Source organism: Herbaspirillum sp. NPDC087042 (assembly GCF_044745245.1).
Taxonomy (GTDB): domain Bacteria; phylum Pseudomonadota; class Gammaproteobacteria; order Burkholderiales; family Burkholderiaceae_D; genus Herbaspirillum.
This window is the reverse complement of sequence record NZ_JBIUZW010000011.1, coordinates 34,733-58,210: the sequence shown is the minus strand read 5'-3', so window position 1 is coordinate 58,210 and position 23,478 is coordinate 34,733. Positions and strand designations below refer to the sequence as shown.

Genomic DNA, 23,478 nt, shown 5'->3' with positions numbered 1-23,478 from the left:
CGGTGAAGGCGCCTGGAAGCCGGATTTTGGCTGAAAGTCGCGGGAAAAGACGAGTTTCTTCGTCAATGTGTGAAATATTTCGCCAGAAAATTGCAAACGCCCGGCTAAGGCTTTGACTGGTAAGGAATTTTTCTGTTATGATCGCAGGTTTTCCGGATTCTGCTTTGGCTATGAATGCATTTGTTATCGACGCGTTCGAATTCTGCAGGCTGAAACAGCAGGCGCAGGGTGAGATTCCGGTTGCTGAATTAGGTCGTCTGGCGCAAGAGACGGTTGACCGTTCTGGCACGATCCGCTGGGCTTTGTCCGGCGATATCGACAAGCTGGGACATGCTCAACTCAGTCTGGCAGTGTCGGGTGCAGTTAATCTGATCTGTCAGCGTTGCCTGACGGCATTGAATTTCGAGATTGATTCGAAGTCGCTGCTGGTATTGGCAAAAGATGAGGCGCAGGCCGACTCGATCGAAGAGCTGATCGATGATGACGAGATCGATGTCATCGTTGGTTCGGCGACTTTCGACGTGAACTACCTGATCGAGGACGAGGCGTTGCTGGCATTGCCGGTGGCGCCCAAGCATGAAACCTGTCCCGAGACTGGTGTGGCGGCCGAGGCCAAAGGTGCTGAACGGGCTTCCCCGTTTGAGGTACTGAAGAAGTTGAAGCAGTAATTTGTTTGGGGATGTCTGGCAAGTGCCGGGCAGCGGCACAGCGGGTTGTCGGCAACGGAACTCCGATGTGTTAAAATTTTCAATCTTAAGTAAGGTTTAGGAGTAATCATGGCCGTTCAACAGAACAAAAAGACCCCGTCCAAGCGCGGTATGCATCGTGCACACGACTTTCTGACTGCACCCCCGCTGGCTGTCGAGCCGACGACTGGTGAAACCCACCTGCGTCACCACATCAGCCCCAACGGTTTCTACCGTGGTCGCAAGGTGCTGAAGACCAAGAACGACGAGTAATCTCTTCATTGAGCTTGCTGTTTTTGGAGAAAAGCGGCGCAATGAGCTTCTGTTTCAAGAGGTTCATTTTGCGCCGCTTTTTTATGTCCGTTGCATCCGTGTAATTCGTGTGCGGACGTGCCTGCCTGCTTGCCTGGACCTTCATGTCAGCTCTTGTCTGAGCGTGCCATTTTGAACGGTATCCAATCTGCCTCATAATGTGGGCTGGCAAGGCTCTGAATCAAATCGATGACCATCAAAATTTCAATCGACTGCATGGGTGGCGATCATGGCCCGTCAGTCACGCTCCCGGCCGCTGCCTCCTTCCTGGCTCGCCAGTCCGATGCCGAGCTGATCCTGGTCGGGCAGGAAAGCGTCCTGCTGCCCTTGCTCAAGAAGTACAAGCTGGCCGGCGAGCCACGCGTGCGTATCCACAATGCCTCCGAAGTCGTGACCATGGAAGACCCGATCGAGGTCGCCCTGCGTCGCAAGAAGGACTCGTCCATGCGTGTGGCGGTGAACCTGGTCAAGGATGGCCAGGCCCATGCGGCTGTCTCGGCCGGCAATACCGGCGCACTCATGGCGGTGTCGCGCTATGTGCTCAAGACCCTGCCGGGCGTGGATCGTCCGGCCATCTGCACCATCCTGCCCAACCAGAAGGATGGCCCTACCTACATGCTCGACCTGGGCGCCAACGTTGACTGCGAGCCGCAGCATCTGCGTCAATTCGCATTGATGGGATCGGCCCTGGTCGCGGTCATGGAGGGCAAGGCCAAGCCGACGGTGGGCCTGCTCAACGTGGGCGAGGAAGACATCAAGGGCAATGAACTGGTCAAGGCCACGGCCGGCCTGCTGCGCGCCGAACACGAGAAGGGTATCCTCAACTTCTACGGCAACGTGGAAGGTAATGACATCTTCGAAGGCACCACTGATCTGGTAGTGTGCGACGGTTTCGTCGGCAACGTGACCCTGAAGGCGTCCGAAGGACTGGGGCGCTTCGTCAAGTCGGTGCTGACCAGTGAATTCAAGAAGGGCATCATCAACAAGCTGGGTGCGCTGATCGCCTATGGTGCCATCAAGGCCCTGTCGCGCCGGCTCAATCCTTCCCGTTACAATGGCGCCAGTCTGCTGGGTCTCAAGGGCCTGGTATTCAAGAGCCATGGCGGCGCCGATGTGTATGCCTTCGAGTGGGCGATCCGTCGGGCGTATGATGCTGCCAAATACGATGTGCTCGCGCGCATCGCCGCCAGCATGGCGGAGCTGATGCCCCAGGGACAGGGGCGCACGGCCGAGGCGGCTGTCGTGGCACTGGAGCCGGCGGCACCTGTTTCGCTGGATCAACCGAACTAACAAAGCAAGAAGACGGCATGACCATTTACAGCAAAATCGTCGGTACCGGCAGCTACCTGCCGACCAAGCGCGTGACCAATCACGAACTGGCAGCCCAGTTGGCCGGGCAGGGCATCGAAACCTCGGATGAGTGGATCTTCACGCGCAGCGGCATCTCTGCGCGCCACTATGCCGAGCCGACCCAGCTCTCCAGCGATCTGGCCCTGGCGGCCGCCCAGCGTGCGCTGGAAGCGGCCAGCATGCAGCCCAATGATATCGACCTGATCATCATGGCCACTTCCACGCCGGATCACCTGGGGGGCTTCCCCAGCACGGCCTGCGTGGTGCAGCGCAAGCTGGGCGTGACCAATGGCGCGCCGGCCATGGATGTGCAGGCGGTGTGCAGTGGTTTCGTCTACGCCATGTCGGTGGCGGACAGCTTCATCAAGTCCGGCGCGCACAAGAACGTGCTGGTGATCGGTGCCGAAGTCTTCTCGCGCATCCTCGATTTCAAGGATCGCACTACTTGTGTGCTGTTCGGCGACGGCGCTGGCGCCATCGTCATGAGCGCCTCCGAGGAGCCGGGCGTGCTGGCCAGCAAGCTGCACGCCGATGGCAGCCACGGTCACATCCTGTGTGTCCCGGGCAGTGTCAACAACGGCGCCGTGGCTGGTAGCGCCTACCTGTACATGGATGGTCCGGCGGTCTTCAAGCTGGCCGTCTCGGTGCTGGACAAGGTCGCCCGCGAAGCGCTGGGCGCCGCCGGCGTGGATGCCAGCGAGATCGACTGGCTCATTCCGCACCAGGCCAATATCCGCATCATGCAGGGCACCGCCAAGAAGCTGGGCCTGCCGGCGGAGAAGATGGTCGTGACCGTCAATGAACATGGCAATACCTCGGCTGCCTCGATTCCGCTGGCGCTGGACCAGGCAGTGCGCGATGGTCGCGTCAAGCCTGGCCACACCGTCATGATGGAAGGCGTGGGCGGCGGCTTCACCTGGGGTGCGGTGCTGGTCCGCATGTAAGGCTGGGCGGCGCGGGCGAAGTGTCGCCCGGCGCCACTTGTCACCCCGTATTTTTATCCAACCTCAATTTCATCCAAGCATGACAAAATTCGCGTTTGTTTTCCCGGGCCAAGGTTCCCAGGCGATCGGGATGCTCAATGGTTTCGCCGGCAACGAAGTTGTCCGCCAGACCGTCGCTGAAGCCTCCGATGCCCTGCAATTCGACCTGGGCAAGCTCATTGCCGAAGGCCCCAAGGAAGACCTGGACCTGACCACCAATACCCAGCCGGTCATGCTGACGGCCGCCGTGGCGTTCTATCGCGCCTGGCTGGCGGCAGGCGGCAAGGCGCCGGCACTGGTGGCCGGCCACAGCCTGGGTGAGTACTCGGCGCTGGTCGCCGCTGGTGTGATCCAGTTCAAGGATGCCGTGCCGATGGTGCGTTTCCGCGCCCAGGCCATGCAGGAAGCCGTGCCGGTCGGGCAGGGTGGCATGGCGGCCATCCTCGGCCTGTCCGACGATGACGTGCGCGCTGCCTGCGCCGAAGCCGCACAAGGCGAAGTGGTCGAAGCGGTCAACTTCAATGCGCCCGCCCAGGTCGTGATCGCAGGTAGCAAGGCCGCTGTCGGCCGCGCTTGCGATATCGCCAAGGCCAAGGGTGCCAAGCGCGCGCTGCCGCTGCCGGTGTCGGCGCCGTTCCATTCCTCGCTGCTCAAGCCCGCCTCGGATCGCCTGCAGGCCTACCTGGCCGGCGTGGCGTTCGCGGCACCGCAGATCCCGCTGATCAACAACGTTGACGTGGCTGTGGTCAGCGATCCGGCTGCCATCCGGGATGCCCTGGTGCGTCAGGCGGCGGCTCCCGTGCGCTGGGTCGAGACGGTGCAGAAGATGGCCGCCGACGGCGTCACCCATCTGGTCGAATGTGGTCCGGGCAAGGTACTGACCGGCCTGACCAAGCGTATCAACGGCGAACTGGTGGGTGAAGCCATCGTCGATCAGGAATCCCTGGACAAAGTATTGGAGCTGCTCAAGTGAGTGCACAGAATCTGCAAGGACAAGTCGCGCTGGTGACCGGCGCATCCCGTGGCATCGGCCGCGCCATCGCCACCGAGCTGGCCCGTCAGGGCGCGCGCGTGGTCGGTACGGCCACCTCCGAGGCCGGTGCTGCCGCCATCACTGAATATCTGGCCGCGCTGGGCCCCGAAGCCGGTCGCGGCGTGGTGCTCAACGTCAATGACGCCGAGGCCAGCGTGGCCGTGGTGGAACAGGTGCAGAAGGAATTCGGTTCGCTGTCCATCCTGGTCAACAATGCCGGCATTACCCAGGACCAGCTGGCCATGCGCATGAAGGATGAGGAATGGGACAGCGTCATCGCCACCAACCTCACCGCCGTCGGCCGCCTCTCGCGTGCCGTGCTGCGCGGCATGATGAAGGCCCGTACCGGCCGCATCATCAGCATCACCTCGGTGGTGGGCGAGGCCGGCAATCCGGGGCAGATGAACTATGCCGCCGCCAAGGCCGGCGTGGCCGGCATGAGCCGTGCGCTGGCCCGTGAAATCGGCAGCCGCAACATCACCGTGAACTGCGTGGCGCCTGGTTTCATCGATACCGACATGACCAAGGCCTTGAACGAACAGCAGTCCGCCGCCATCTTGCAGCAGATCCCGCTGGGTCGCCTGGGCGCGGCCGAGGAGATCGCTTATGCGGTGGCCTTCCTGGCGTCGCCGCAAGCGGCCTACATCACCGGTACCACGCTCAATGTGAATGGCGGCATGTACATGGGTTAAGTCTGTTCGAAGGGCTTGATTTAAGTCCTTTTGACGTCTGTTGTTTGCAGTTATGCTGGACTTGGCGCAATCTTGCCAAGAATAGTTAAAAGTAAATTTTCCGCGCGCAAACCTGCTAAAATGCGCGCACTTTTGTAACCTATCATCCCTCTGGAGGAACACTATGTCCGATATCGAACAACGCGTGAAGAACATCTTCGCTCAGCCACTGGGCCACGCCGAAGCCGACATCAAGAACGAATCGTCGTTCGTGGACGACCTGGGCGCCGACTCGCTGGACACCGTCGAGCTGGTCATGGCACTGGAAGATGAGTTCGAAATGGAAATCCCCGACGAACAAGCTGAAAAGATCACCACCGTGCAACAGGCGATCGACTACGCAAAGTCGCAAGTCAAGGCCTGATAAGGGCTTTGTAATAGTTTCAGGAGAATTGCTTGAGCCGCACTCGTGAACGTCGTGTAGTCATTACCGGCCTGGGATGCATCTCGCCTGTCGGCAACAACGTCGCCGATACGTGGAGTGCCATCAAGGAAGGCAAGTCCGGCATCGCTACCGTGACCAAGTTCGACGCTACCCCCTTCACCACGCATTTTGCCGGTGAGGTAAAGGGCTTCAATATCGAGGATTACATCCCCGCCAAAGAAGCGCGTCATATGGATACCTTCATCCACTACGGCATGGCCGCCGGTGTCCAGGCCATCCAGGATAGCGGATTGACGGTAACGGACGAGAATGCCGAGCGCATTGGCGTCATGATCGGTTCGGGCATCGGCGGCTTGCCGCTGATCGAAGAAACCCACGCCGAACTGACCAACCGTGGTCCGCGCCGCATCAGTCCTTTCTTCATTCCGGCCTCGATCATCAACATGATCTCGGGCAACTTGTCCATCAAGTTCGGTCTGAAGGGACCCAACCTGGCGATCGTCACCGCCTGCACCACTGGCCTGCATTGCATCGGCTCCGCCGCTCGCATGATCATGTACGGTGATGCGGATGTGATGGTGGCTGGTGGCGCCGAATCCAGCGTTTCGCCGCTGGGCATCGGTGGTTTCGCCTCGGCCCGCGCCTTGTCGACCCGCAACGACGACCCCGCAACCGCCTCCCGTCCCTGGGACAAGGATCGCGATGGTTTCGTGCTGGGCGAGGGCGCCGGCGTGATGGTGCTCGAAGAGTACGAACACGCCAAGGCCCGTGGTGCCAAGATCTATGCTGAACTGCTGGGCTTTGGCATGAGCGGTGATGCTTACCACATGACTGCGCCCAACCTGGATGGTCCGCGTCGCTGCGTGCTCAATGCACTGCGCGATGCCGGTGTCAATCCGGATGAAGTGCAGTACCTGAACGCGCACGGCACGTCGACCCCGCTGGGCGACAAGAACGAGTCCGACGCGATCAAGGCCGCTTTCGGCGACCATGCCTACAAGATGGTTGTCAATTCGACCAAATCCATGACCGGTCACCTTCTGGGTGGCGCCGGTGGTCTGGAGACGGTGTTGACCGTGCTGGCGGTACACAATCAGGTGTCCCCGCCGACGATGAACATCTTCAACCAGGATCCGGAATGCGATCTGGATTACTGCGCCAACCAGGCGCGGGACATGAAGATCGATATTGCCGTGAAGAACTCCTTCGGTTTCGGGGGAACCAACGGCACCCTGGTCATCGGCAAGATGTAAAATGCACAACCCGGCTTCCACGGAAGCCGGGTTTGTCATTTTGATGAGCCCCCAGCATCCTGGCATCGTATGTCGATAGCGGTCTCTGCGGATATCAAACCTTCCCGCCTGCTCTTGCTGATCACCGGGTTCGCCTGCCTGTGCGTGGCCCTGACCGGCGTGCTGGTATCCCTGTGGATGCCGGGTCCCCTGTCTGGTGTGGCGCGTGCTGCATTGGCGGCCATCTGCATCCTGGCCGCATCTGTTGCACTGGGACTGACCTTGCGTGGACGCAAGGCGATCTGGTTGCATATCTCCGGCACCGGACAGATTCGTGTCGTAGAACACCTGGCGACGGCGTCGAGCCGTGCCAAACCGCAAGTCGTGAAGGCCGGCCTGGCCCAGTTGCTGGCTGGTAGCACCATCTGGCCGGGCATGCTGTTATTGCGCCTGCGCCTGGAAAACGGCAAGGTCCGTACCATTCCCATCCTTTCGGACTCGGTTTCCGAAGATACTTTCCGTGCACTTTCCGTGGCGTGCAGGTGGCTGATCAGTCACAATACGGCCAAAGCGAAGATGTTGGAAAAATAAGGCCGGCAGACTTGAAAATTGCCGGGCTGGAAGCATCTGCCATTGATATGTCAAAGGCAATGACGACAGAACATACGGCCATAAAAAACAAGGAACCCGGTTTGACGACAGAACGCGAAATTGACCAGCAGCTTGTTGAACGCGTCCAGCGTGGCGACAAGAAGGCGTTCGAGCTATTGGTAGTCAAGTATCAACGCAAGCTGATGCGCCTGGTGTCGCGGCTTATTCGCGACCAGGCCGAAGCCGAAGACGTGGTGCAGGAAGCCTTCATCAAGGCCTATCGTGCACTGCCGCAATTCCGTGGCGATTCGGCCTTTTATACCTGGCTTTATCGCATCGGTATCAATACCGCCAAGAATTATCTTGTTACCATGGGCAGAAGGGCGCCCACGTCCACTGAAGCCGATGCAGAAGAAGCGGAAACTTTTGACGACGCAGACCATCTGAGGGACATCAACACTCCTGAGTCGATGTTGGCCACCAAGCAAATTGCTCAAACGGTCAACGTGGCGATGGAGGCATTGCCGGAAGAATTACGTACTGCCATCACGTTGCGCGAGATCGAGGGGTTGAGCTACGACGAGATTGCAGATGCGATGAATTGTCCGATCGGCACCGTGCGCAGCCGTATTTTCCGCGCCCGGGAAGCAATTGCCGAGAAGTTGCGTCCACTGCTGGATACGGCAGCGGACAAGCGCTGGTGATGTCGCTGCAAGGCTGTTGTTAAAAAAGCAAAACAATAAAGCGGGTATGGAACTAAGATTTTTGCCGGGTGACTGCTTATGGATACCAAAGTAACAACCAGAGAACAGATCTCAGCCCTTGCCGATGGCGAGCTGGGTTCTGAAGAGATGACTATTGCCTTCGCGGCCTTGCGTTCCTCGAAAGAGGGACAGGAGGCCTGGGAGGATTACCATCGCATCGGCGAGGTGCTGCGTTCGGAAGAGATGGATGTCTCCCTGAGTGCGGGCTTCTCGGCCAAGATGAGTGCGTGGCTGGATGCCGAGCCTGCCATCGTGGCACCGCAGGTGCAGGCTGCGCCGGCCGTCCAGGAGGCGCCTGCTGCGCAAGTCGCGGTCGCCGCCAATGGTGACCATCGTGCGGCCCGTCCGGGTCGCCTGGTGCGTTTCCTGATGCCCAGTGCGGCGGCGGCTGCTGCTGCCGTGGCGGCCGTGTTCGTGGCCATGCCGCAGCAGGCCGTGGTGACGGCTGACGCCAAGCTTGCTGCGCCGATGGTGCAAATGGCCGCGGCGCCGGTGAGCGTGCCCTCGGCCATCGCCACGGTATCCGATACCACTGGCAATGCGCAGAATGCCAACCAACTGAGTTCGCTGGCCCAGCAGGGTGAAGTCAAGCGCGATTCGCGCATTGACGACTACCTCTTTGCCCATCAGCGTTTCTCGCCTTCCTATAGCTCGGCGCAATACGCCCGTTCTGCAGCCTTCTCCACTGACGCCGATAAATAAGATGCGTCAAACGGGGCGTCTGTACGGCGTACTGTGCTTCCTGTCCGTGTTGATGACGCCCTCCGCCTTTGCCGCGGAGGGTGTTCCATCCCTTTCCCCGGCGCCTGCCAGGGAGATCGCGGCACCTGATTCCTCCCGTCTCCTGGCCCAATTGCAAAAGATGCAAACGGCCGCCCAGCGCCTGGATTATTCCGGTAGCTTCGTCTACCAGCAGGCTTCCCTGATACGGACTTCGCGGGTCACGCACATCGTGGCCGGCAAGAACGAGCTGGAAAAGCTGGAAGTGCTCGATGGCAAGCCGCGCGAATACCTCCGCAACAACGAGGATGTGGCCTGCTACATGCCCGAGGCGAAGGCCGTGGTCATGGAGCGCCGCGTCACCCGGGATGTCTTCCCTGCTATTCTTGACGTCAGGCCGGAAGCGCTGGCCAGTCATTACCAGTTCAGTGCCGGACCCGATGAGCGCGTTGCCGGTCGCGAGTGCCATGCCATTGTGCTGGAGCCGCGGGACAAGCTGCGCTACGGTTACCGGTTCTGGGCCGACAAGCAGTCCGGCCTGCTGTTGCGGGCGCAGACGCTGGATGCGGGTGGAGAAGTGGTGGAGCAGATTTCCTTCACCCAGATACAGATTGGCGGGATTGATCGTGCACGGGTCAGCCCCACGTACAAGGATACGCGCGGCTGGCGCATCGAAAAGGCCGCCATGAGCCCGGTCGATCTGTCAGGGTGGCAGGTGGCGCCGCCGCCGGGGTTTCGCAAGATTTCACAGGTGCGCCGGATGATTTCAGACAGCGCACCTGAGGGCGCGGCGCCGGCGCAGCACAGGCCGGCTGAGCGTGAAGTGTCGCAGATCGTGTTTTCCGACGGCCTGGCGGCCATCTCGGTGTTTATCGAGCCGGGTAGCCAGGGACGCCAGGAAGGCGCCCTCCAGCAGGGCGCCATGAATGTTCTCGGTCGTCGCCAGGGTGATTACTGGCTGACCGTAGTGGGTGAAGTGCCGGCAGCTGCGATCCGGCAAGTATCGAATTCCATTGAACTGAAATCCAAGTAAAAGAGACCGTTGCAATGACTCCCTTGAAGAATACCTTGGCCGGCGCCATGCTGGCAGCTTCCGTGTTTGCCTCTGCGCCGGCCGTGCTGGCGGCGCCGCCCGTGGCCTCGCCGTCAGTAGCGGCCTTGCCTGATTTCGCTGATATCGTCGAGCGCACCGGGCCGGGCGTGGTCAATATCCGCACCACCGAACGCGTGCGCCAGAATGCCCAGGGGCAGGGCGGTGCCGATGATCCGGAAATGCAGGAATTCTTCCGTCGCTTCTTCGGCATCCCTGTCCCGCGCCAGCAGCAACCGGGTACGCCCCGCGGCAATGGCAATGGCAACGGAAGTGGCGGTGGTAATGGCAGTGGCAGTGGCAGTGGCAAGCAGGGCGGCCAGTCCCAGCAGGAAGAAGTGCCGCGCGGTGTCGGCTCGGGCTTCATCATTTCGGCCGATGGCTTCATCCTGACCAATGCCCACGTGGTCGACGGTGCCAGCGAGGTCTACGTGACCCTGACCGACAAGCGCGAATTCAAGGCCAAGATTGTGGGTTCCGATACACGCACCGACGTGGCCGTGCTCAAGATCGACGGCAACAACCTGCCGCGCCTGAGCATGGGAGATTCCGACAAGATCCGCGCCGGCGAGTGGGTGCTGGCCATCGGTTCGCCCTTTGGTCTGGAAAATACCGTCACCGCCGGCATCGTCTCGGCCAAGGCGCGTGACACCGGCGATTATCTGCCGCTGATCCAGACGGATGTGGCCGTCAATCCGGGCAATTCGGGTGGTCCGCTGATCAACCTCAAGGGTGAGGTGATCGGCATCAATTCCCAGATCTACAGCCGTTCCGGCGGTTTCATGGGGATTTCCTTTGCCGTGCCCATTGATGAAGCATTGCGCGTGGCCGACCAGCTGAAGTCCAGCGGGCGTGTCACCCGCGGCCGCATCGGCGTGCAGATCGGTGAAGTGACCAAGGATGTGGCCGAATCGCTGGGCCTGGCACGTGCCCAGGGCGCATTGGTGCAGCGGGTCGAAGCCGGCGGGCCGTCGGAAAAGGCAGGCCTGGAAGCGGGTGACATCATCCTGAAGTTCAATGGCGCAGCCATCGAGCGCCCCAGCGACCTGCCGCGCCTGGTGGGTGCCACCAAGCCGGGTTCCAAGGCGACCGTCAATATCTGGCGCAAGGGCAGCGCACGCGATGTCAGCGTGACCGTGGTCGAGCTGGAAGCCGACAAGCCCAAGCAGGCCGAAGACAAGAAGGCCAAGCCCGACAATACCCCCAATGCCCTGGGGCTGGTCGTCAGTGACCTCTCGGAGGGGCAGAAGAAGGAGCTGAAGGTCGACAACGGCGTGCTGGTGGAAGGTGTCAGCGGTGCGGCAGCGGCGGCGGGCATTCGCCCGGGTGACGTGGTCCAGCGTGTCAATGAGGTCGATGTCAAGGATGCCAAGCAGTTCGCTCAGCTGGTGGCCAAGCTCGATGCGAAGAAGCGCGCTGCAGTCCTGGTGCGTCGTGGCGACTCCTCGCAGTTCGTGCCGTTGCGCCCCAATGGCGGCGGCAACTAGGCCCTGAACTCTCCTGCGAGGCTGCGCCCTGTCGCGGGGTGCAGCCTTTTTCCATTCAATCCAGGATCCATCGAGCGCGCATCCATGTCTGTCATCGCTTCCCATGTCGCAGGCCCCGATGCCTTGCAGTTCATCATCTACTCACGTAGCTATTGCCACCTCTGCGATGACCTGCGTGATGCCTTGCGCGCTGCCCTGGGGGAGCGTCCGGCGCAGATCGAGATGGTCGATGTCGATGCCGACCCGGCCCTGGTGGAGCTCTACGACGAGCTGGTGCCGGTGCTGATGGGGCGGGATGCCGAGGGTGGCTGGGTGCGCCTGTGCCATTACCACCTGGATGGGCGGGCTTTGCAGGCGTTTCTCGCGGCTGGTCGGCAGGAGGCTTGATGCCTGCCGGAAAGATAGGGCCCGATCAGACCTGGATTGTTGCAGGATAAATAATATTTTGCCGTGCTTTTTCCGGGTGTAGGCGTGGGATGCGATGTTGCTCCGCACCGGAAAATCCGGCTTGTCCCTCTGAAATCCGGTAAAATGCCGGGTCGATTTAGCTGTTGCAAAGGCGCTCGGCTGGGCAAGGCCCGCTACAGAGCGCCTTTTTTCATCGTTTCCAGTCTGTTAATGAACAATATCCGTAATTTCTCGATCATCGCCCACATCGATCACGGCAAGTCCACGCTCGCCGACCGCATCATTCAATTGTGCGGAGGCCTGTCCAACCGTGAGATGGAAGCCCAGGTGCTGGATTCGATGGATATCGAGCGCGAGCGCGGCATCACCATCAAGGCCCAGACCGCGGCCCTGTCCTACAAGGCCAAGGATGGCCAGGTCTACAACCTCAACCTGATCGATACCCCGGGGCACGTCGACTTCAGCTATGAAGTCTCGCGTTCGCTGTCGGCCTGCGAAGGCGCGCTGCTGGTGGTGGATGCCTCGCAAGGTGTGGAAGCGCAGACCGTGGCCAACTGCTACACGGCGCTGGATCTGGGTGTGGAAGTAGTGCCGGTCCTCAACAAGATCGACCTGCCTTCGGCCGACCCCGACAACGCCAAGAGCGAAATCGAGGACGTCATCGGTATCGACGCCTCCGATGCCACCCCGTGCTCGGCCAAGACCGGCCTGGGCGTGGAAGATGTGCTGGAAGCGATTGTGGCCAAGGTGCCGGCGCCCAAGGGCGATCCGGATGCGCCGCTGCAGGCGCTGATCATCGACTCCTGGTTCGACAACTACGTCGGCGTGGTGATGCTGGTGCGTATCGTCAACGGTACCCTGCGTCCCAAGGACAAGATCCTGCTGATGGCCACCGAGACCCAGTACCTGACCGAAAGCATCGGCGTGTTCACGCCCAAGTCGCAGTCGCGCGACACCCTCACGGCAGGGCAGGTGGGCTTCATCATCGCCGGCATCAAGGAACTGAAGTCGGCGCGCGTGGGTGACACCATCACCCTGGCCGGCAAGCCGGCGCCGGCGCCGCTGCCCGGCTTCAAGGAAGTGCAGCCGCAGGTGTTCGCGGGCCTCTTCCCGGTGGAAGCCAACCAGTACGACGCCCTGCGCGACTCGCTGGAAAAACTGAAGCTCAACGACGCGGCGCTGATGTACGAGCCGGAAGTATCGCAGGCGCTGGGCTTCGGCTTCCGCTGCGGCTTCCTGGGCCTGTTGCACATGGAAATCGTACAGGAGCGCCTGGAGCGCGAATTCGACATGGACTTGATCACCACCGCGCCGACGGTGGTGTACGAAGTGCAGCAACGCGACGGCACCATGCTGATGGTGGACAACCCGTCCAAGATGCCGGAAGTCTCGAAGATCGAAGAGATCCGCGAACCCATCGTCACCGTCAACCTGTACATGCCGCAAGAGTACGTTGGCTCGGTCATCACCCTGTGCACGCAAAAGCGCGGCATCCAGATGAACATGAGCTACCACGGCAAGCAGGTGCAGCTGACCTATGAAATGCCGATGGCCGAGATCGTGCTGGACTTCTTCGATCGCCTCAAGTCCACCTCGCGCGGCTATGCCTCCATGGACTACGAGTTCAAGGAATACCGTGCCGCCGACGTGGTCAAGGTGGACATGCTGATCAACAGCGAGAAGGTCGATGCGCTGGCCATCATCGTGCACCGCGCAGCCGCCCAGATCCGCGGTCGCCAGGTGGCCGCCAAGATGCGCGAACTGATCCCGCGCCAGATGTTCGACGTGGCCATCCAGGCCGCCATCGGCGCGACCATCATCTCGCGCGAGAACGTCAAGGCCATGCGCAAGAACGTGCTGGCCAAGTGCTACGGCGGTGACATCTCGCGTAAGCGCAAGCTGCTGGAAAAGCAGAAGGCCGGCAAGAAGCGCATGAAGCAGGTGGGTTCGGTGGAAATTCCGCAGGAAGCGTTCCTGGCAATCTTACAAGTGGAAGACAAATAACATGCAGGCATTGTTGGGTAACTTCGCCCTGATTCTGTTCGTCCTGATGCTGGTGACCGGCGTGATCTGGTTCGCCGACACCTTCTTCCTCTCCAAGCAGCGCCGCGCCCGCGCCGATGCCGCCCTGGCCGAGTTCGATGCCCGCGTGGCACGCGATACCGCCGAAGGCATCAAGCGCGATGGCGCAGTCGCCAGCGGCCGTGCCGAACTGCAGGCCAGCCTGATGAAGCAGCCAGCCTGGATCGAGTATTCGGGCAGCTTCTTCCCGGTGATCGCGCTGGTGTTTTTCCTGCGCTCCTTCCTCTACGAGCCGTTCAAGATTCCGTCCAGCTCGATGGTGCCGACCCTGCTGGTGGGCGACCTGATCCTGGTGAATAAATTCACCTATGGCATCCGCCTGCCCATCGTCAACAAGAAGATCATCGAAGTGAACCAGCCGCAGCGCGGCGATGTCATGGTCTTCAAGTATCCCAAGGATATGTCGGTGGACTACATCAAGCGTGTTGTTGGTGTGCCCGGTGATAAAATTGTGTATAAAAACAAGCGCTTAACGGTTAATGGTGAAGAAATTTCTTACAAAGCGCTGCCGGATTATCTGGACGAGGAAAATCTGACGTACTATAAGCAATGGCAGGAAAACCTGACCGGCGTGGAGCACAAGATCCTCACTGATGAGCGTGCCCCCAACTACGTGCCCAATCCCGATGCCTTCCCGCATCACGAGCTGTGCACCTACAACGCCGAGGGCTTTGCCTGCACGGTACCGCCGGGCGAATACTTCATGATGGGCGACAACCGGGACAACAGCCTGGACAGCCGCTACTGGGGCTTCGTGCCGGACCAGAACATCGTCGGCAAGGCCTTCTTCGTCTGGATGAACCTTGGCGACCTGAAACGGATCGGCAGCTTCCACTAAGCGCCGTATCCTGCCGGACCCTGATTGGGCAGTTCGTGTAGTTTCCATTTGGCATTATTTGCGTTGTGGAGGCAGACCCGGAGCAGTTTTCAGCTTTGCTTTGAACCGATCCCGCTGACTGGTCAGGCTGGTTTTCCCCGATCGACGCGCCGCTGCGCGTATCGGGGACAGACTGAATGACGGATGAAAAAATGGATCCTCAACTCTTGCAACATCGGCTAGGCCACACTTTCAAGGATGCGTCCCTCCTGCAGCAGGCACTGACGCACCGTAGCCATAGCGCCTTGCATAACGAGCGGCTGGAATTCCTCGGCGATTCGGTGCTGAACTGCGTGGTAGCGTCGCTGCTGTTCGACCGCTATGACAAGATCGACGAAGGCGACCTCTCGCGCCTGCGCGCCAACCTGGTCAAGCAGCAATCCCTCTACGAGATCGCCCAGCGGCTGGAATTGTCGCAATTCCTGCGCCTGGGCGAGGGCGAACTGAAGTCCGGCGGTTTCCGCCGTCCGTCCATCCTGGCCGACACGCTGGAGGCGCTGTTCGGCGCCATCTTCCTGGATTCCGGTTTCGAGGCGGCGCGCGCGGTGATCCGCTCGCTCTACGTGCCGGTACTGGATCATGTCGATCCCAAGACCCTGGGCAAGGATGCCAAGACCCTGTTGCAGGAATTCCTCCAGGGCAAGAAGATTCCGCTGCCGCAGTACAACGTCATCGCCACCCACGGCGCCGCCCACAGCCAGGAATTCGAGATTGAATGCCTGGTGCCCAAGCTGGATATCCAGGTCTTCGGCACCGGTGGCAGTCGCCGCGCAGGCGAGCAGGCCGCGGCCAAGCTGGCGCTGGAAGCGGTGCAGCTGGCCCTGGCCAAGACCCCGTCGGCCGGCCGCAAGCCGCGTACCCGTACCACCCAATTGAAGCTGGCCGGCATTGCCACCGTCCAGCCGGATGCCCCGGACCAGGAAGCCGGCAAGGGCAATCGTGCCGAGGCGTCCGAACGCACGGCCGGTACCAAGCCGGCCAAGGTCGCCAGGGAGCACAAGGAAGCCCGCGCTGCTGGCGCGGTTGCGGGTGCAGCCCCGGCCCCGACCCCGACTCCCCGCAATGAAGGCAAGAACATCGGCGACCGCGCTGAAACGGTCGCAGCAGAACCCATTTCGGCGGCTTCATCCGCCACGCAATCCAGAACAGCATGACAGATTTCCCCATGACCGACGATGCGTCGGCACCGACCCCCGATAACGATTATCGCTGCGGCTATATCGCTATCGTCGGTCGTCCCAACGTCGGCAAGTCGACCCTGATGAACGTGCTGGTCGGTGCCAAGGTGAGCATCACCTCGCGCAAGGCCCAGACCACGCGCCACCGCATCACCGGCATCCAGACCATCGAGAACACGCAGTACGTCTACGTCGATACGCCGGGTTTCCAGACCCGTCACAGCAATGCGCTCAACAAGACCCTGAACCGCACCGTCACCAATACCCTGACGGCGGCCGACGTGATCCTGTTCGTCATCGAGGCGGGCACCTTCGGTCCGGCCGACAAGCAGGTGCTGGACCTGTTGCCCTCCAACGTGCCCTGTATCCTGGTGTTGAACAAGGCCGACCGCAACAAGGACAAGACCACGCTGATGCCGTTCGCCCGCGACGTGTCCTCGCATCACGACTTCGCCGCCGTGGTGCCGGTCTCGGCCAAGCAGCACTTCCAGCTCGATCGCCTGCAGGAAGAGGTGCGCAAGCTGCTGCCGCAGAATCCGCCGATGTTCGATGAAGACGACATCACCGATCGCAGCGAGAAATTCCTGGCCTCCGAGATCGTGCGTGAAAAGGTGTTCCGCTTTGTCGGCGAAGAACTGCCTTACACCAGCACGGTGCTGATCGAGAAGTTCGAGCAGGAAGGCAATCTGCGCCGCATCTTCGCCGCCATCCTGGTGGAACGCGACACCCACAAGGCCATGGTGATCGGCCAGAAGGGCGCGCGCCTGAAGGAGATTTCCACCCAGGCGCGGCTGGACATGGAGCGCCTCTTCGGCGGTCCGGTCTATCTGGAGATCTGGGTCAAGGTCAAGTCGGGTTGGGCCGACAACGAAGCCGGCCTGCGCGCCTACGGTTACGAATAAGTCCGGGCCGTGCGGCCGGCGCGCAATGGCTGCATAATGACAGGATTGCGCCGCGCCGTAACGACGTGGCTTACCGCATCCAGGACGACCATCCATGACCACCATGCTCACCGAATCCCAGCTGGCAAGCCAGGCCGACACGGCAGTGACGGCGGTTGCGCCGGTCGCACCGGTCACTCCCCAGGCTCCCGCCAAGGCGCCGGCGCGCAAGCCCGCCGCGCCGCGTGCACGCAGTCGCGCCGTCCCGGAGAAGGAGCACAAGGTACTGGCGCAGCCGGGCTTCGTGCTGCACAGCTATCCCTACAAGGAAACCAGCCTCATCATCGACGTCTTCTCGCGCGATCATGGGCGTGTGGCGCTGGTGGCCAAGGGCGCCAAGCGTCCGCATTCCAAGCTGCGCGGTGCCTTGCAGACCTTCCAGCCGCTCTCGCTGTCGTGGAGCGGCAAGTCCGAGGTGCGCACGCTGACCGATGCCGAATGGGTAGGTGGCCTGCTGCCGCTGGAAAAATCGGCGCTGCTGTGCGGTTTCTATCTCAATGAATTGCTGGTCAAGCTGCTGGCGCGCGAAGATGCGCACCCGGCCCTGTTCGACCACTACGTCGCCACCCTCAACAAGCTGGCCCATGGCGAGAATGCACCCATCGTGCTGCGCCAGTTCGAACGCATCCTGCTCCGGCAGACCGGCGTGGCCGGCAACTGGAGTCATTGCGTCTCCAGCGGCAAGACCGTGCAGGCCGATGGCATCTACGTGGTCGACCCGGAGCAGGGCACCCGCCCCGAGCGCATCTCGGATCGCGCCCCCAAGGTGTCGGGCAAGACCCTGCTGGACATGGAACGCGAAGACTACAGCGACCCCACCACCCAGCTGCAGAGCAAGTTCCTGATGCGCTACCTGCTGGCGCACCATCTGGGCGGCGCGCAGCTGAACACGCGCCAGATCCTGATCGATCTCATGCAATTGTGATCTGGCGCCGGCTTGCCGGCCGCCAGTCGTCCCACATCCGCGCACAAGTCGCTACAATCCATGTCTGGCCGCACCGTCATTGAAGTGCGGCCTTGAGCATATCCGACCATCCCGATACGAACACGAACGAAGCTTCCTGACGCCATGAGTTTCCTGCAGCCCGCCGGCCCGACCATTGAACTGGGCATCAACATCGACCACGTCGCCACCTTGCGCAATGCGCGCGGCACCCGCTATCCCGACCCGATCAAGGCGGCGCTGGAAGCCGAGGAAGCCGGCGCCGACGCCATCACGCTGCACCTGCGCGAAGACCGCCGCCACATCCGCGACGACGATGTGAAAGCCATCCGTCCGCTGCTGCAGACCCGCATGAACCTGGAGGCAGCGGTGACGCCGGAGATGATCGATTTCGCCTGTGCCATCCAGCCGCAGGATGTCTGCCTGGTACCGGAAAAACGCACCGAGGTGACCACCGAAGGCGGCCTGGATGTGACCGGTCATTTTGCCGACGTGCAGGCGGCCATCCGCCAGCTGCAGGGCGAAAACGTGCGCGTGTCGCTGTTCATCGATGCCGACCTGCAGCAGATCAAGGCCGCCGCCGAAGCCGGCGCCCCGGTGATCGAACTGCATACCGGCCGCTATGCCGACGCCACCAGCGAGAAGGAGCAGCAGGAAGAACTGGAACGCATCCGCGCCGCCGTGCTTGAAGGCGTCAGGCTCGGCCTGAAGGTCAATGCCGGCCACGGCCTGCACTACACCAACGTACAGGCCATCGCCGCCATCCCGCAGATCGCCGAACTCAACATCGGCCACGCCGTGGTGGCCCATGCGGTCTTCGCCGGCTGGCGCAATGCGGTCTCCGAGATGAAGGCCATCATGGTCAAGGCACGCCTGGACGCCCTCAAGGGCCAGCGCTGAGGCCGGCCGCATGATCTACGGCATCGGTACCGACATCCTCCAGATCTCGCGGGTGGAGGCGGCCCTGAAGCGTAACGGCGACCGCTTCGCCGGCAAGATCCTGGGCCCGCAGGAAATGGAAAAATACCTGCGCCGCAAGGCCAAGGTCGAGGTGCGCGGCATCCGTTTCCTGGCCACCCGTTTCGCCGCCAAGGAAGCCTTTTCCAAGGCCATCGGCATGGGCATGCGCATGCCCATGACCTGGCGCGCCATGCAGGTCCTGAACGACCCCAGCGGCAAGCCGGTGGTGGTCTGCAGTGGCGCCTTGCAACAATGGATGGACGAGCGGGGCCTGAGCGCCCAGGTTTCCATCACCGACGAAGCGGAATACGCCGTCGCCTTTGTCATCGTGGAGAAGTCATGAATCAAGCCACCCAACCCCAGCCCCAGCCCCTCGGTCCGGTCATGCTGGACGTGGTCGGCACCCGGCTGGATGCCGCCGATATCGCCCGTATCCAGCATCCGCTGACCGGCGGTGTCATCCTGTTCGCCCGCAACTACGAGAACCGCGCGCAACTGGTCGCGCTGACCGGCGCCATCCGCCAGGCCCGTCCCGGCATCCTGATCGCCGTGGATCACGAAGGCGGACGCGTGCAGCGCTTCCGCAGCGACGGCTTCACACGCCTGCCGGCCATGGGCCAGCTGGGCCAGTGCTGGGATCGCGATGTGCTGCTGGCCACCAAGCTGGCCACGGCCACCGGCTTCGTGCTGGCAGCCGAATTGCGCGCCTGTGGCATCGACCTGTCGTTCACGCCGGTACTGGACCTCGACTATGGCGTCTCGACCGTGATCGGCGATCGCGCCTTCCACCGTGACCCGCGTGTGGTCACGATGCTGGCCAAGAGCCTGAACCACGGCCTGGCACTGGCTGGCATGGCCAATTGCGGCAAGCATTTTCCCGGCCATGGGTTCGTGACGGCCGATTCGCATGTGGCCATTCCGGTCGACGAGCGCGCGCTCGACGAGATCCTGGGTGACGATGCCACCCCCTACGACTGGCTGGGCATGAGCCTGGCGGCCGTGATGCCGGCCCACGTCATCTATCCCAAGGTCGATGACCGACCGGCCGGCTTCTCCAAGGTCTGGCTCGATATGCTGCGCCAGCGCTTCGCCTTCCAGGGCGTCATCTTCAGCGACGACCTCAGCATGCATGGCGCCAGTGTCGCCGGCGGCCCGCTGGAGGCCGCCCAGGCTGCGCTGGATGCCGGGTGCGACGTCGCCCTGATCTGCAATTCGCCGGACAAGGCCGACCTCATCCTGGCTGGCCTCAAGGGCGGTACCGATGCGGCCTCCGCGGCGCGGCGTGCTACCTTGCTGCCCTGCGGCGAGGCCCTGGACTGGGATGCCCTGCAAGCCGATCCGCGCTATCTGGCAGCACGCGCACTGGTGCAGTCGCTGTAACTGTCCGACCGTCTGGCCATGTCCGATAAGCCTACCACGCCCACTACGCCCGCCACGCCCGCCACCCAGCCCCTCGATCCACGCGAACTGGTGCTGGAGACGGTCGCCCGGTTGCCGCACCTGCCCGGCGTCTATCGCTATTTCGATGGCGAGGACAATGTGCTCTACGTGGGCAAGGCGCGCGACCTGAAGAAGCGCGTCTCCAGCTATTTCCAGAAGACACTGACCAGCCCGCGCATCGCCATGATGGTCGAGCGCATCGCGCGCCTGGAAACCACTGTCACGCGCAGCGAGGCCGAGGCGCTGCTGCTGGAAAACAACCTCATCAAGACGCTGCGTCCGCGCTTCAACATCCTCTTTCGCGACGACAAGTCCTATCCCTACCTGAAGATCACCGCGCATGCCTTCCCGCGCATGGCCTACTATCGCGGTGCGGTCGACAAGCGCAGCCAGTATTTCGGGCCTTTCCCCAATGCCGGCGCGGTCAAGGAGTCGATCCAGATCCTCCAGAAGGTGTTCCTGCTGCGTACCTGTGAAGACACGGTCTTCGCCAACCGCACCCGGCCTTGCCTGCTGCACCAGATCCATCGCTGCAGCGGACCCTGCGTGAACCTGGTCAGCAGCGAGGACTACGCCATCGATGTGGAGAATGCCTCCAAATTCCTGCGCGGTCGCCAGAGCGAGGTGATGGATGCGCTGGAAAAGAAGATGCACGCCTTCGCTGCCGACCTCAAGTTCGAGCAGGCTGCTGCCGTGCGCGACCAGATCGGTTCGCTCTCCAGCGTGCTGCACCAGCAGAGCATGGAAACGGTCAGCGACGCCGATATCGACATCCTGGCCGTGGTGGTGCAGGGCGGTCGGGCCTGCGTCAACCTGGCCATGGTGCGGGGCGGTCGCCACCTGGGCGACCGGGCTTACTTCCCCACCCATGTCGACGATGCCATGGACACCGCCGAGGACAGCATCGAGGTCGAGGTGCTCAAGGCCTTCCTGGCCCAGCACTACATCGACAAGTTCATTCCCGGCTCGCTCATCGTGGGCACCGAGTTCGACGATCCGGCGCTGATGATGGCCTTGATGGAGCAGTGCGGTCACCGTATTACCTTGACCTTCCAGCCCCAGGGCCAACGGCGCCAGTGGCTGGAAATGGCTGCCAAGGGCGCCGAGATCGCGCTGGCGCGGCTGCTCTCCGAGCAAGGTTCGCAACAGGCGCGCACGCGCGCACTGGCCGAGGTGCTGGAGCTGGAGCGCGAAGACCTGGATGAACTGCGGGCCGAATGTTTCGACATCAGCCATACCCAGGGCGAAGCCACCCAGGCTTCCTGCGTGGTGTTCCATCACCACGCCATGCAGAACGGTGAATACCGTCGCTACAACATCAATGACATCACCCCCGGCGACGATTACGCCGCCATGCGCCAGGTGCTCACGCGGCGCTACGAGAAGGTCGCCAATGGCGAGGGCGTCATGCCCGATATCGTGCTCATCGACGGCGGCCGTGGCCAGGTCGAGATGGCGCGCCAGGTGTTGAGCGAGCTGGGGCTGGATATCAGCCTCATCGTCGGTGTCGCCAAGGGAGAAGGGCGCAAGGTCGGCCTGGAAACCCTGGTCTTTGCCGACGGCCGCGAAGCCAGGGAGCTGGGCAAGGAATCGGCAGCGCTGATGCTGATCGCCCAGATCCGCGACGAAGCCCACCGTTTTGCCATCACCGGCATGCGCGCCAAGCGCGCCAAGGCGCGCCAGACCTCGCGCCTGGAAGAGATCGAAGGCATCGGTGCCAAGCGCCGCCAGCGCCTGCTGGTGCGCTTTGGCGGCCTGCGCGGGGTGGTCGATGCCAGTGTCGATGACCTGGCGTCGGTCGATGGCATCTCGCGTCAATTGGCCGAGGAAATCTATCGCCAGCTGCACTGAGCACAGACCTGGCTGCGCCCGATCGCGTAAAGGCGGGCGCAGCAGGGGGCGACTCTGCTACTATTCGGTAAAATTTTTTTCGTGTACGCCGCTCCAACCTACCAAGACGTATGCCCTTCAATATTCCGATTCTGCTGACCTGGTTGCGGGTGGCGCTCATTCCCCTGGTCGTCGGTGTCTACTATCTGCCCGAAATCGGCCTGAACCGCTACGAGCAAGGCATCGCTGCCACCGCCATCTTCATCGTGGCGGCCGCCACCGACTGGTTCGATGGCTTCCTGGCGCGCCGCTGGAACCAGACCTCCGCCTTTGGCGCCTTCCTCGACCCGGTCGCCGACAAGCTCATGGTCACCGGCGCCTTGCTGGTGCTGATACACCTGGGCCGCGTGCATCCGGTGATCGCCTTCATCATCATCGGTCGCGAGATCGCCATCTCGGCCCTGCGCGAATGGATGGCCCAGATCGGCGCCTCCAAATCGGTGGCCGTCAGCTCCCTGGGCAAGATCAAGACGACTGCCCAGATGATCGCCATTCCCATGCTGCTGTACTACGACACCCTGTTCGGACTGGTCGATACCCGCCTGTGGGGCAGCCTGCTGCTGCTGGTGGCGGCGGTGCTGACGGTCTGGTCGATGCTGTACTACCTGCGTCGCGCGATGCCGACGATCCGCGATGCCGACGCGGGGAATCGCAAAAAAATAATTAAATAATTAAGATTGATAGTTGACAACGGCCAACAGGGCCTTATAATAGCGTTCTGTTTTCGATGCGGGAGTAGCTCAGTTGGTAGAGCGATACCTTGCCAAGGTATAGGTCGAGAGTTCGAGACTCTTCTCCCGCTCCAGGTTACTTGGAAAAAAGGAAGCCTAACAAAGCTTCCTTTTTTTATTGTGATAGGTGCGCACGCATTGAAATTTGGCTTCGACGATTTTCGAAAAAAGTCAAAAAAGATGTTTGCAAACAACACGTGTTTTAGGTAGTATGCGTGTCCCCAAGGCGGGGTAGCAAAGTGGTTATGCAGCGGCCTGCAAAGCCGTCTACGCCGGTTCGATCCCGACCCCCGCCTCCAAAACGCTCCATGCGGGAGTAGCTCAGTTGGTAGAGCGATACCTTGCCAAGGTATAGGTCGAGAGTTCGAGACTCTTCTCCCGCTCCAAATTCAGGGACGCAGCCTGGCAGCTGTGTTCCGGCAGCAAGCGGCATGTTGTTGATGCCGCGCAGTAAAGTCTCCTGCGGGAGTAGCTCAGTTGGTAGAGCGATACCTTGCCAAGGTATAGGTCGAGAGTTCGAGACTCTTCTCCCGCTCCAAATTCAGGAATACGGCCTGGCAGCTGTATTCCGGCAGCAAGCGGCATGTTGTTGATGCCGCGCAGTAAAGTCTCCTGCGGGAGTAGCTCAGTTGGTAGAGCGATACCTTGCCAAGGTATAGGTCGA

Annotated in this window: 24 protein-coding genes and 5 tRNA genes (1 of these 29 running past the window's edge); all 29 read left to right on the top strand. The window is 61.6% G+C overall.

Going from position 1 to position 23,478, the window contains the following annotated elements:
- The first annotated feature begins 137 nt into the window (after positions 1-137).
- The gene (locus ACIPHN_RS15850; RefSeq protein ID WP_400437667.1) at positions 138-668 is read left to right on the top strand and encodes a YceD family protein; all 531 of its coding nucleotides are present in this window, start codon (positions 138-140) and stop codon (positions 666-668) included.
- A 108-nt stretch (positions 669-776) separates the two neighbouring features.
- Positions 777-959, top strand: coding sequence for a 50S ribosomal protein L32 (gene rpmF / locus ACIPHN_RS15845; RefSeq protein ID WP_006463510.1), 183 nt, complete (start codon positions 777-779; stop codon positions 957-959).
- A 228-nt stretch (positions 960-1,187) separates the two neighbouring features.
- Positions 1,188-2,288 carry a phosphate acyltransferase PlsX gene (plsX, locus tag ACIPHN_RS15840; protein ID WP_400437665.1) on the top strand — a complete coding sequence of 367 codons (1,101 nt, stop codon included), beginning with the start codon at positions 1,188-1,190 and terminating at the stop codon, positions 2,286-2,288.
- 17 nt (positions 2,289-2,305) lie between these two features.
- Positions 2,306-3,292, top strand: a complete 987-nt coding sequence (locus tag ACIPHN_RS15835) for a beta-ketoacyl-ACP synthase III (RefSeq protein ID WP_400437664.1) — start codon at positions 2,306-2,308, stop codon at positions 3,290-3,292.
- A gap of 79 nt (positions 3,293-3,371) precedes the next feature.
- Positions 3,372-4,304, top strand: a complete 933-nt coding sequence (gene fabD / locus ACIPHN_RS15830; protein WP_400437663.1) for an ACP S-malonyltransferase — start codon at positions 3,372-3,374, stop codon at positions 4,302-4,304.
- On the top strand, positions 4,301-5,056 hold the full coding sequence (gene fabG, locus ACIPHN_RS15825) for a 3-oxoacyl-ACP reductase FabG (protein WP_400437662.1): 756 nt from the start codon (positions 4,301-4,303) through the stop codon (positions 5,054-5,056). Before fabD ends, fabG begins: the two co-directional genes overlap by 4 nt.
- Positions 5,057-5,219: 163 nt before the next feature.
- Positions 5,220-5,459 (top strand): acyl carrier protein, encoded by a 240-nt coding sequence (gene acpP, locus ACIPHN_RS15820; RefSeq protein ID WP_400437660.1) that lies wholly within the window; start codon positions 5,220-5,222, stop codon positions 5,457-5,459.
- A 32-nt stretch (positions 5,460-5,491) separates the two neighbouring features.
- On the top strand, positions 5,492-6,733 hold the full coding sequence (gene fabF, locus ACIPHN_RS15815) for a beta-ketoacyl-ACP synthase II (RefSeq protein ID WP_400437658.1): 1,242 nt from the start codon (positions 5,492-5,494) through the stop codon (positions 6,731-6,733).
- 69 nt (positions 6,734-6,802) lie between these two features.
- On the top strand, positions 6,803-7,303 hold the full coding sequence (locus tag ACIPHN_RS15810) for a protein YgfX (RefSeq protein ID WP_400437656.1): 501 nt from the start codon (positions 6,803-6,805) through the stop codon (positions 7,301-7,303).
- 59 nt (positions 7,304-7,362) lie between these two features.
- Entirely contained in the window at positions 7,363-8,007 is a 645-nt protein-coding gene (rpoE, locus tag ACIPHN_RS15805; RefSeq protein ID WP_400437816.1) for an RNA polymerase sigma factor RpoE, read from the top strand.
- 78 nt (positions 8,008-8,085) lie between these two features.
- Positions 8,086-8,769, top strand: coding sequence for a sigma-E factor negative regulatory protein (locus ACIPHN_RS15800; RefSeq protein ID WP_400437655.1), 684 nt, complete (start codon positions 8,086-8,088; stop codon positions 8,767-8,769).
- Between the two features lies 1 nt (position 8,770).
- A complete protein-coding gene (locus ACIPHN_RS15795; protein WP_400437653.1) occupies positions 8,771-9,820 on the top strand; it encodes a MucB/RseB C-terminal domain-containing protein in 1,050 nt (349 codons plus the stop codon).
- A gap of 14 nt (positions 9,821-9,834) precedes the next feature.
- Positions 9,835-11,364: a DegQ family serine endoprotease gene (locus ACIPHN_RS15790; RefSeq protein WP_400437651.1), complete on the top strand. Its 1,530-nt coding sequence runs from the start codon at positions 9,835-9,837 to the stop codon at positions 11,362-11,364.
- A gap of 84 nt (positions 11,365-11,448) precedes the next feature.
- Positions 11,449-11,751, top strand: coding sequence for a glutaredoxin family protein (locus ACIPHN_RS15785; RefSeq protein WP_400437649.1), 303 nt, complete (start codon positions 11,449-11,451; stop codon positions 11,749-11,751).
- A 231-nt stretch (positions 11,752-11,982) separates the two neighbouring features.
- Entirely contained in the window at positions 11,983-13,776 is a 1,794-nt protein-coding gene (gene lepA / locus ACIPHN_RS15780; RefSeq protein WP_400437648.1) for a translation elongation factor 4, read from the top strand.
- A gap of 1 nt (position 13,777) precedes the next feature.
- Positions 13,778-14,692 (top strand): signal peptidase I, encoded by a 915-nt coding sequence (gene lepB, locus ACIPHN_RS15775; protein WP_400437646.1) that lies wholly within the window; start codon positions 13,778-13,780, stop codon positions 14,690-14,692.
- 191 nt (positions 14,693-14,883) lie between these two features.
- Positions 14,884-15,885 (top strand): ribonuclease III, encoded by a 1,002-nt coding sequence (gene rnc, locus ACIPHN_RS15770; protein WP_400437644.1) that lies wholly within the window; start codon positions 14,884-14,886, stop codon positions 15,883-15,885.
- Positions 15,882-16,811: a GTPase Era gene (gene era / locus ACIPHN_RS15765; RefSeq protein ID WP_400437642.1), complete on the top strand. Its 930-nt coding sequence runs from the start codon at positions 15,882-15,884 to the stop codon at positions 16,809-16,811. Before rnc ends, era begins: the two co-directional genes overlap by 4 nt.
- A 94-nt stretch (positions 16,812-16,905) precedes the next feature.
- Positions 16,906-17,775 (top strand): DNA repair protein RecO, encoded by an 870-nt coding sequence (gene recO / locus ACIPHN_RS15760; protein WP_400437640.1) that lies wholly within the window; start codon positions 16,906-16,908, stop codon positions 17,773-17,775.
- A gap of 144 nt (positions 17,776-17,919) precedes the next feature.
- Positions 17,920-18,693: a pyridoxine 5'-phosphate synthase gene (pdxJ, locus tag ACIPHN_RS15755; protein WP_400437639.1), complete on the top strand. Its 774-nt coding sequence runs from the start codon at positions 17,920-17,922 to the stop codon at positions 18,691-18,693.
- Positions 18,694-18,703: 10 nt separating this feature from the next.
- A complete protein-coding gene (acpS, locus tag ACIPHN_RS15750; RefSeq protein ID WP_400437638.1) occupies positions 18,704-19,096 on the top strand; it encodes a holo-ACP synthase in 393 nt (130 codons plus the stop codon).
- The gene (gene nagZ, locus ACIPHN_RS15745; protein ID WP_400437636.1) at positions 19,093-20,133 is read left to right on the top strand and encodes a beta-N-acetylhexosaminidase; all 1,041 of its coding nucleotides are present in this window, start codon (positions 19,093-19,095) and stop codon (positions 20,131-20,133) included. Before acpS ends, nagZ begins: the two co-directional genes overlap by 4 nt.
- An 18-nt stretch (positions 20,134-20,151) precedes the next feature.
- A complete protein-coding gene (gene uvrC / locus ACIPHN_RS15740) occupies positions 20,152-22,044 on the top strand; it encodes an excinuclease ABC subunit UvrC (RefSeq protein ID WP_400437635.1) in 1,893 nt (630 codons plus the stop codon).
- A gap of 110 nt (positions 22,045-22,154) precedes the next feature.
- Positions 22,155-22,754: a CDP-diacylglycerol--glycerol-3-phosphate 3-phosphatidyltransferase gene (gene pgsA, locus ACIPHN_RS15735; protein ID WP_400437633.1), complete on the top strand. Its 600-nt coding sequence runs from the start codon at positions 22,155-22,157 to the stop codon at positions 22,752-22,754.
- 58 nt (positions 22,755-22,812) lie between these two features.
- Positions 22,813-22,888, top strand: a tRNA-Gly gene (locus tag ACIPHN_RS15730).
- A 151-nt stretch (positions 22,889-23,039) separates the two neighbouring features.
- Positions 23,040-23,113: transfer RNA gene (locus tag ACIPHN_RS15725), tRNA-Cys, on the top strand.
- Positions 23,114-23,124: 11 nt separating this feature from the next.
- A tRNA-Gly gene (locus ACIPHN_RS15720) sits at positions 23,125-23,200 on the top strand.
- Between the two features lie 76 nt (positions 23,201-23,276).
- Positions 23,277-23,352, top strand: a tRNA-Gly gene (locus ACIPHN_RS15715).
- Positions 23,353-23,428: 76 nt separating this feature from the next.
- Positions 23,429-23,478: transfer RNA gene (locus ACIPHN_RS15710), tRNA-Gly, on the top strand (it continues 126 nt past the right edge of the window).

Excerpts from the sequence above, each read along its gene's own strand:
- ACIPHN_RS15850 (WP_400437667.1), top strand. The coding sequence starts at position 138 with ATGATCGCAGGTTTTCCGGATTCTGCTTTGGCTATGAATGCATTTGTT.
- rpmF (WP_006463510.1), top strand. The coding sequence starts at position 777 with ATGGCCGTTCAACAGAACAAAAAGACCCCGTCCAAGCGCGGTATGCAT.
- plsX (WP_400437665.1), top strand. The coding sequence starts at position 1,188 with ATGACCATCAAAATTTCAATCGACTGCATGGGTGGCGATCATGGCCCG.
- ACIPHN_RS15835 (WP_400437664.1), top strand. The coding sequence starts at position 2,306 with ATGACCATTTACAGCAAAATCGTCGGTACCGGCAGCTACCTGCCGACC.
- fabD (WP_400437663.1), top strand. The coding sequence starts at position 3,372 with ATGACAAAATTCGCGTTTGTTTTCCCGGGCCAAGGTTCCCAGGCGATC.
- acpP (WP_400437660.1), top strand. The coding sequence starts at position 5,220 with ATGTCCGATATCGAACAACGCGTGAAGAACATCTTCGCTCAGCCACTG.
- ACIPHN_RS15810 (WP_400437656.1), top strand. The coding sequence starts at position 6,803 with ATGTCGATAGCGGTCTCTGCGGATATCAAACCTTCCCGCCTGCTCTTG.
- rpoE (WP_400437816.1), top strand. The coding sequence starts at position 7,363 with ATGACGACAGAACATACGGCCATAAAAAACAAGGAACCCGGTTTGACG.
- ACIPHN_RS15800 (WP_400437655.1), top strand. The coding sequence starts at position 8,086 with ATGGATACCAAAGTAACAACCAGAGAACAGATCTCAGCCCTTGCCGAT.
- ACIPHN_RS15795 (WP_400437653.1), top strand. The coding sequence starts at position 8,771 with ATGCGTCAAACGGGGCGTCTGTACGGCGTACTGTGCTTCCTGTCCGTG.
- ACIPHN_RS15790 (WP_400437651.1), top strand. The coding sequence starts at position 9,835 with ATGACTCCCTTGAAGAATACCTTGGCCGGCGCCATGCTGGCAGCTTCC.
- ACIPHN_RS15785 (WP_400437649.1), top strand. The coding sequence starts at position 11,449 with ATGTCTGTCATCGCTTCCCATGTCGCAGGCCCCGATGCCTTGCAGTTC.
- lepA (WP_400437648.1), top strand. The coding sequence starts at position 11,983 with ATGAACAATATCCGTAATTTCTCGATCATCGCCCACATCGATCACGGC.
- lepB (WP_400437646.1), top strand. The coding sequence starts at position 13,778 with ATGCAGGCATTGTTGGGTAACTTCGCCCTGATTCTGTTCGTCCTGATG.
- rnc (WP_400437644.1), top strand. The coding sequence starts at position 14,884 with ATGGATCCTCAACTCTTGCAACATCGGCTAGGCCACACTTTCAAGGAT.
- era (WP_400437642.1), top strand. The coding sequence starts at position 15,882 with ATGACAGATTTCCCCATGACCGACGATGCGTCGGCACCGACCCCCGAT.
- recO (WP_400437640.1), top strand. The coding sequence starts at position 16,906 with ATGACCACCATGCTCACCGAATCCCAGCTGGCAAGCCAGGCCGACACG.
- pdxJ (WP_400437639.1), top strand. The coding sequence starts at position 17,920 with ATGAGTTTCCTGCAGCCCGCCGGCCCGACCATTGAACTGGGCATCAAC.
- acpS (WP_400437638.1), top strand. The coding sequence starts at position 18,704 with ATGATCTACGGCATCGGTACCGACATCCTCCAGATCTCGCGGGTGGAG.
- nagZ (WP_400437636.1), top strand. The coding sequence starts at position 19,093 with ATGAATCAAGCCACCCAACCCCAGCCCCAGCCCCTCGGTCCGGTCATG.
- uvrC (WP_400437635.1), top strand. The coding sequence starts at position 20,152 with ATGTCCGATAAGCCTACCACGCCCACTACGCCCGCCACGCCCGCCACC.
- pgsA (WP_400437633.1), top strand. The coding sequence starts at position 22,155 with ATGCCCTTCAATATTCCGATTCTGCTGACCTGGTTGCGGGTGGCGCTC.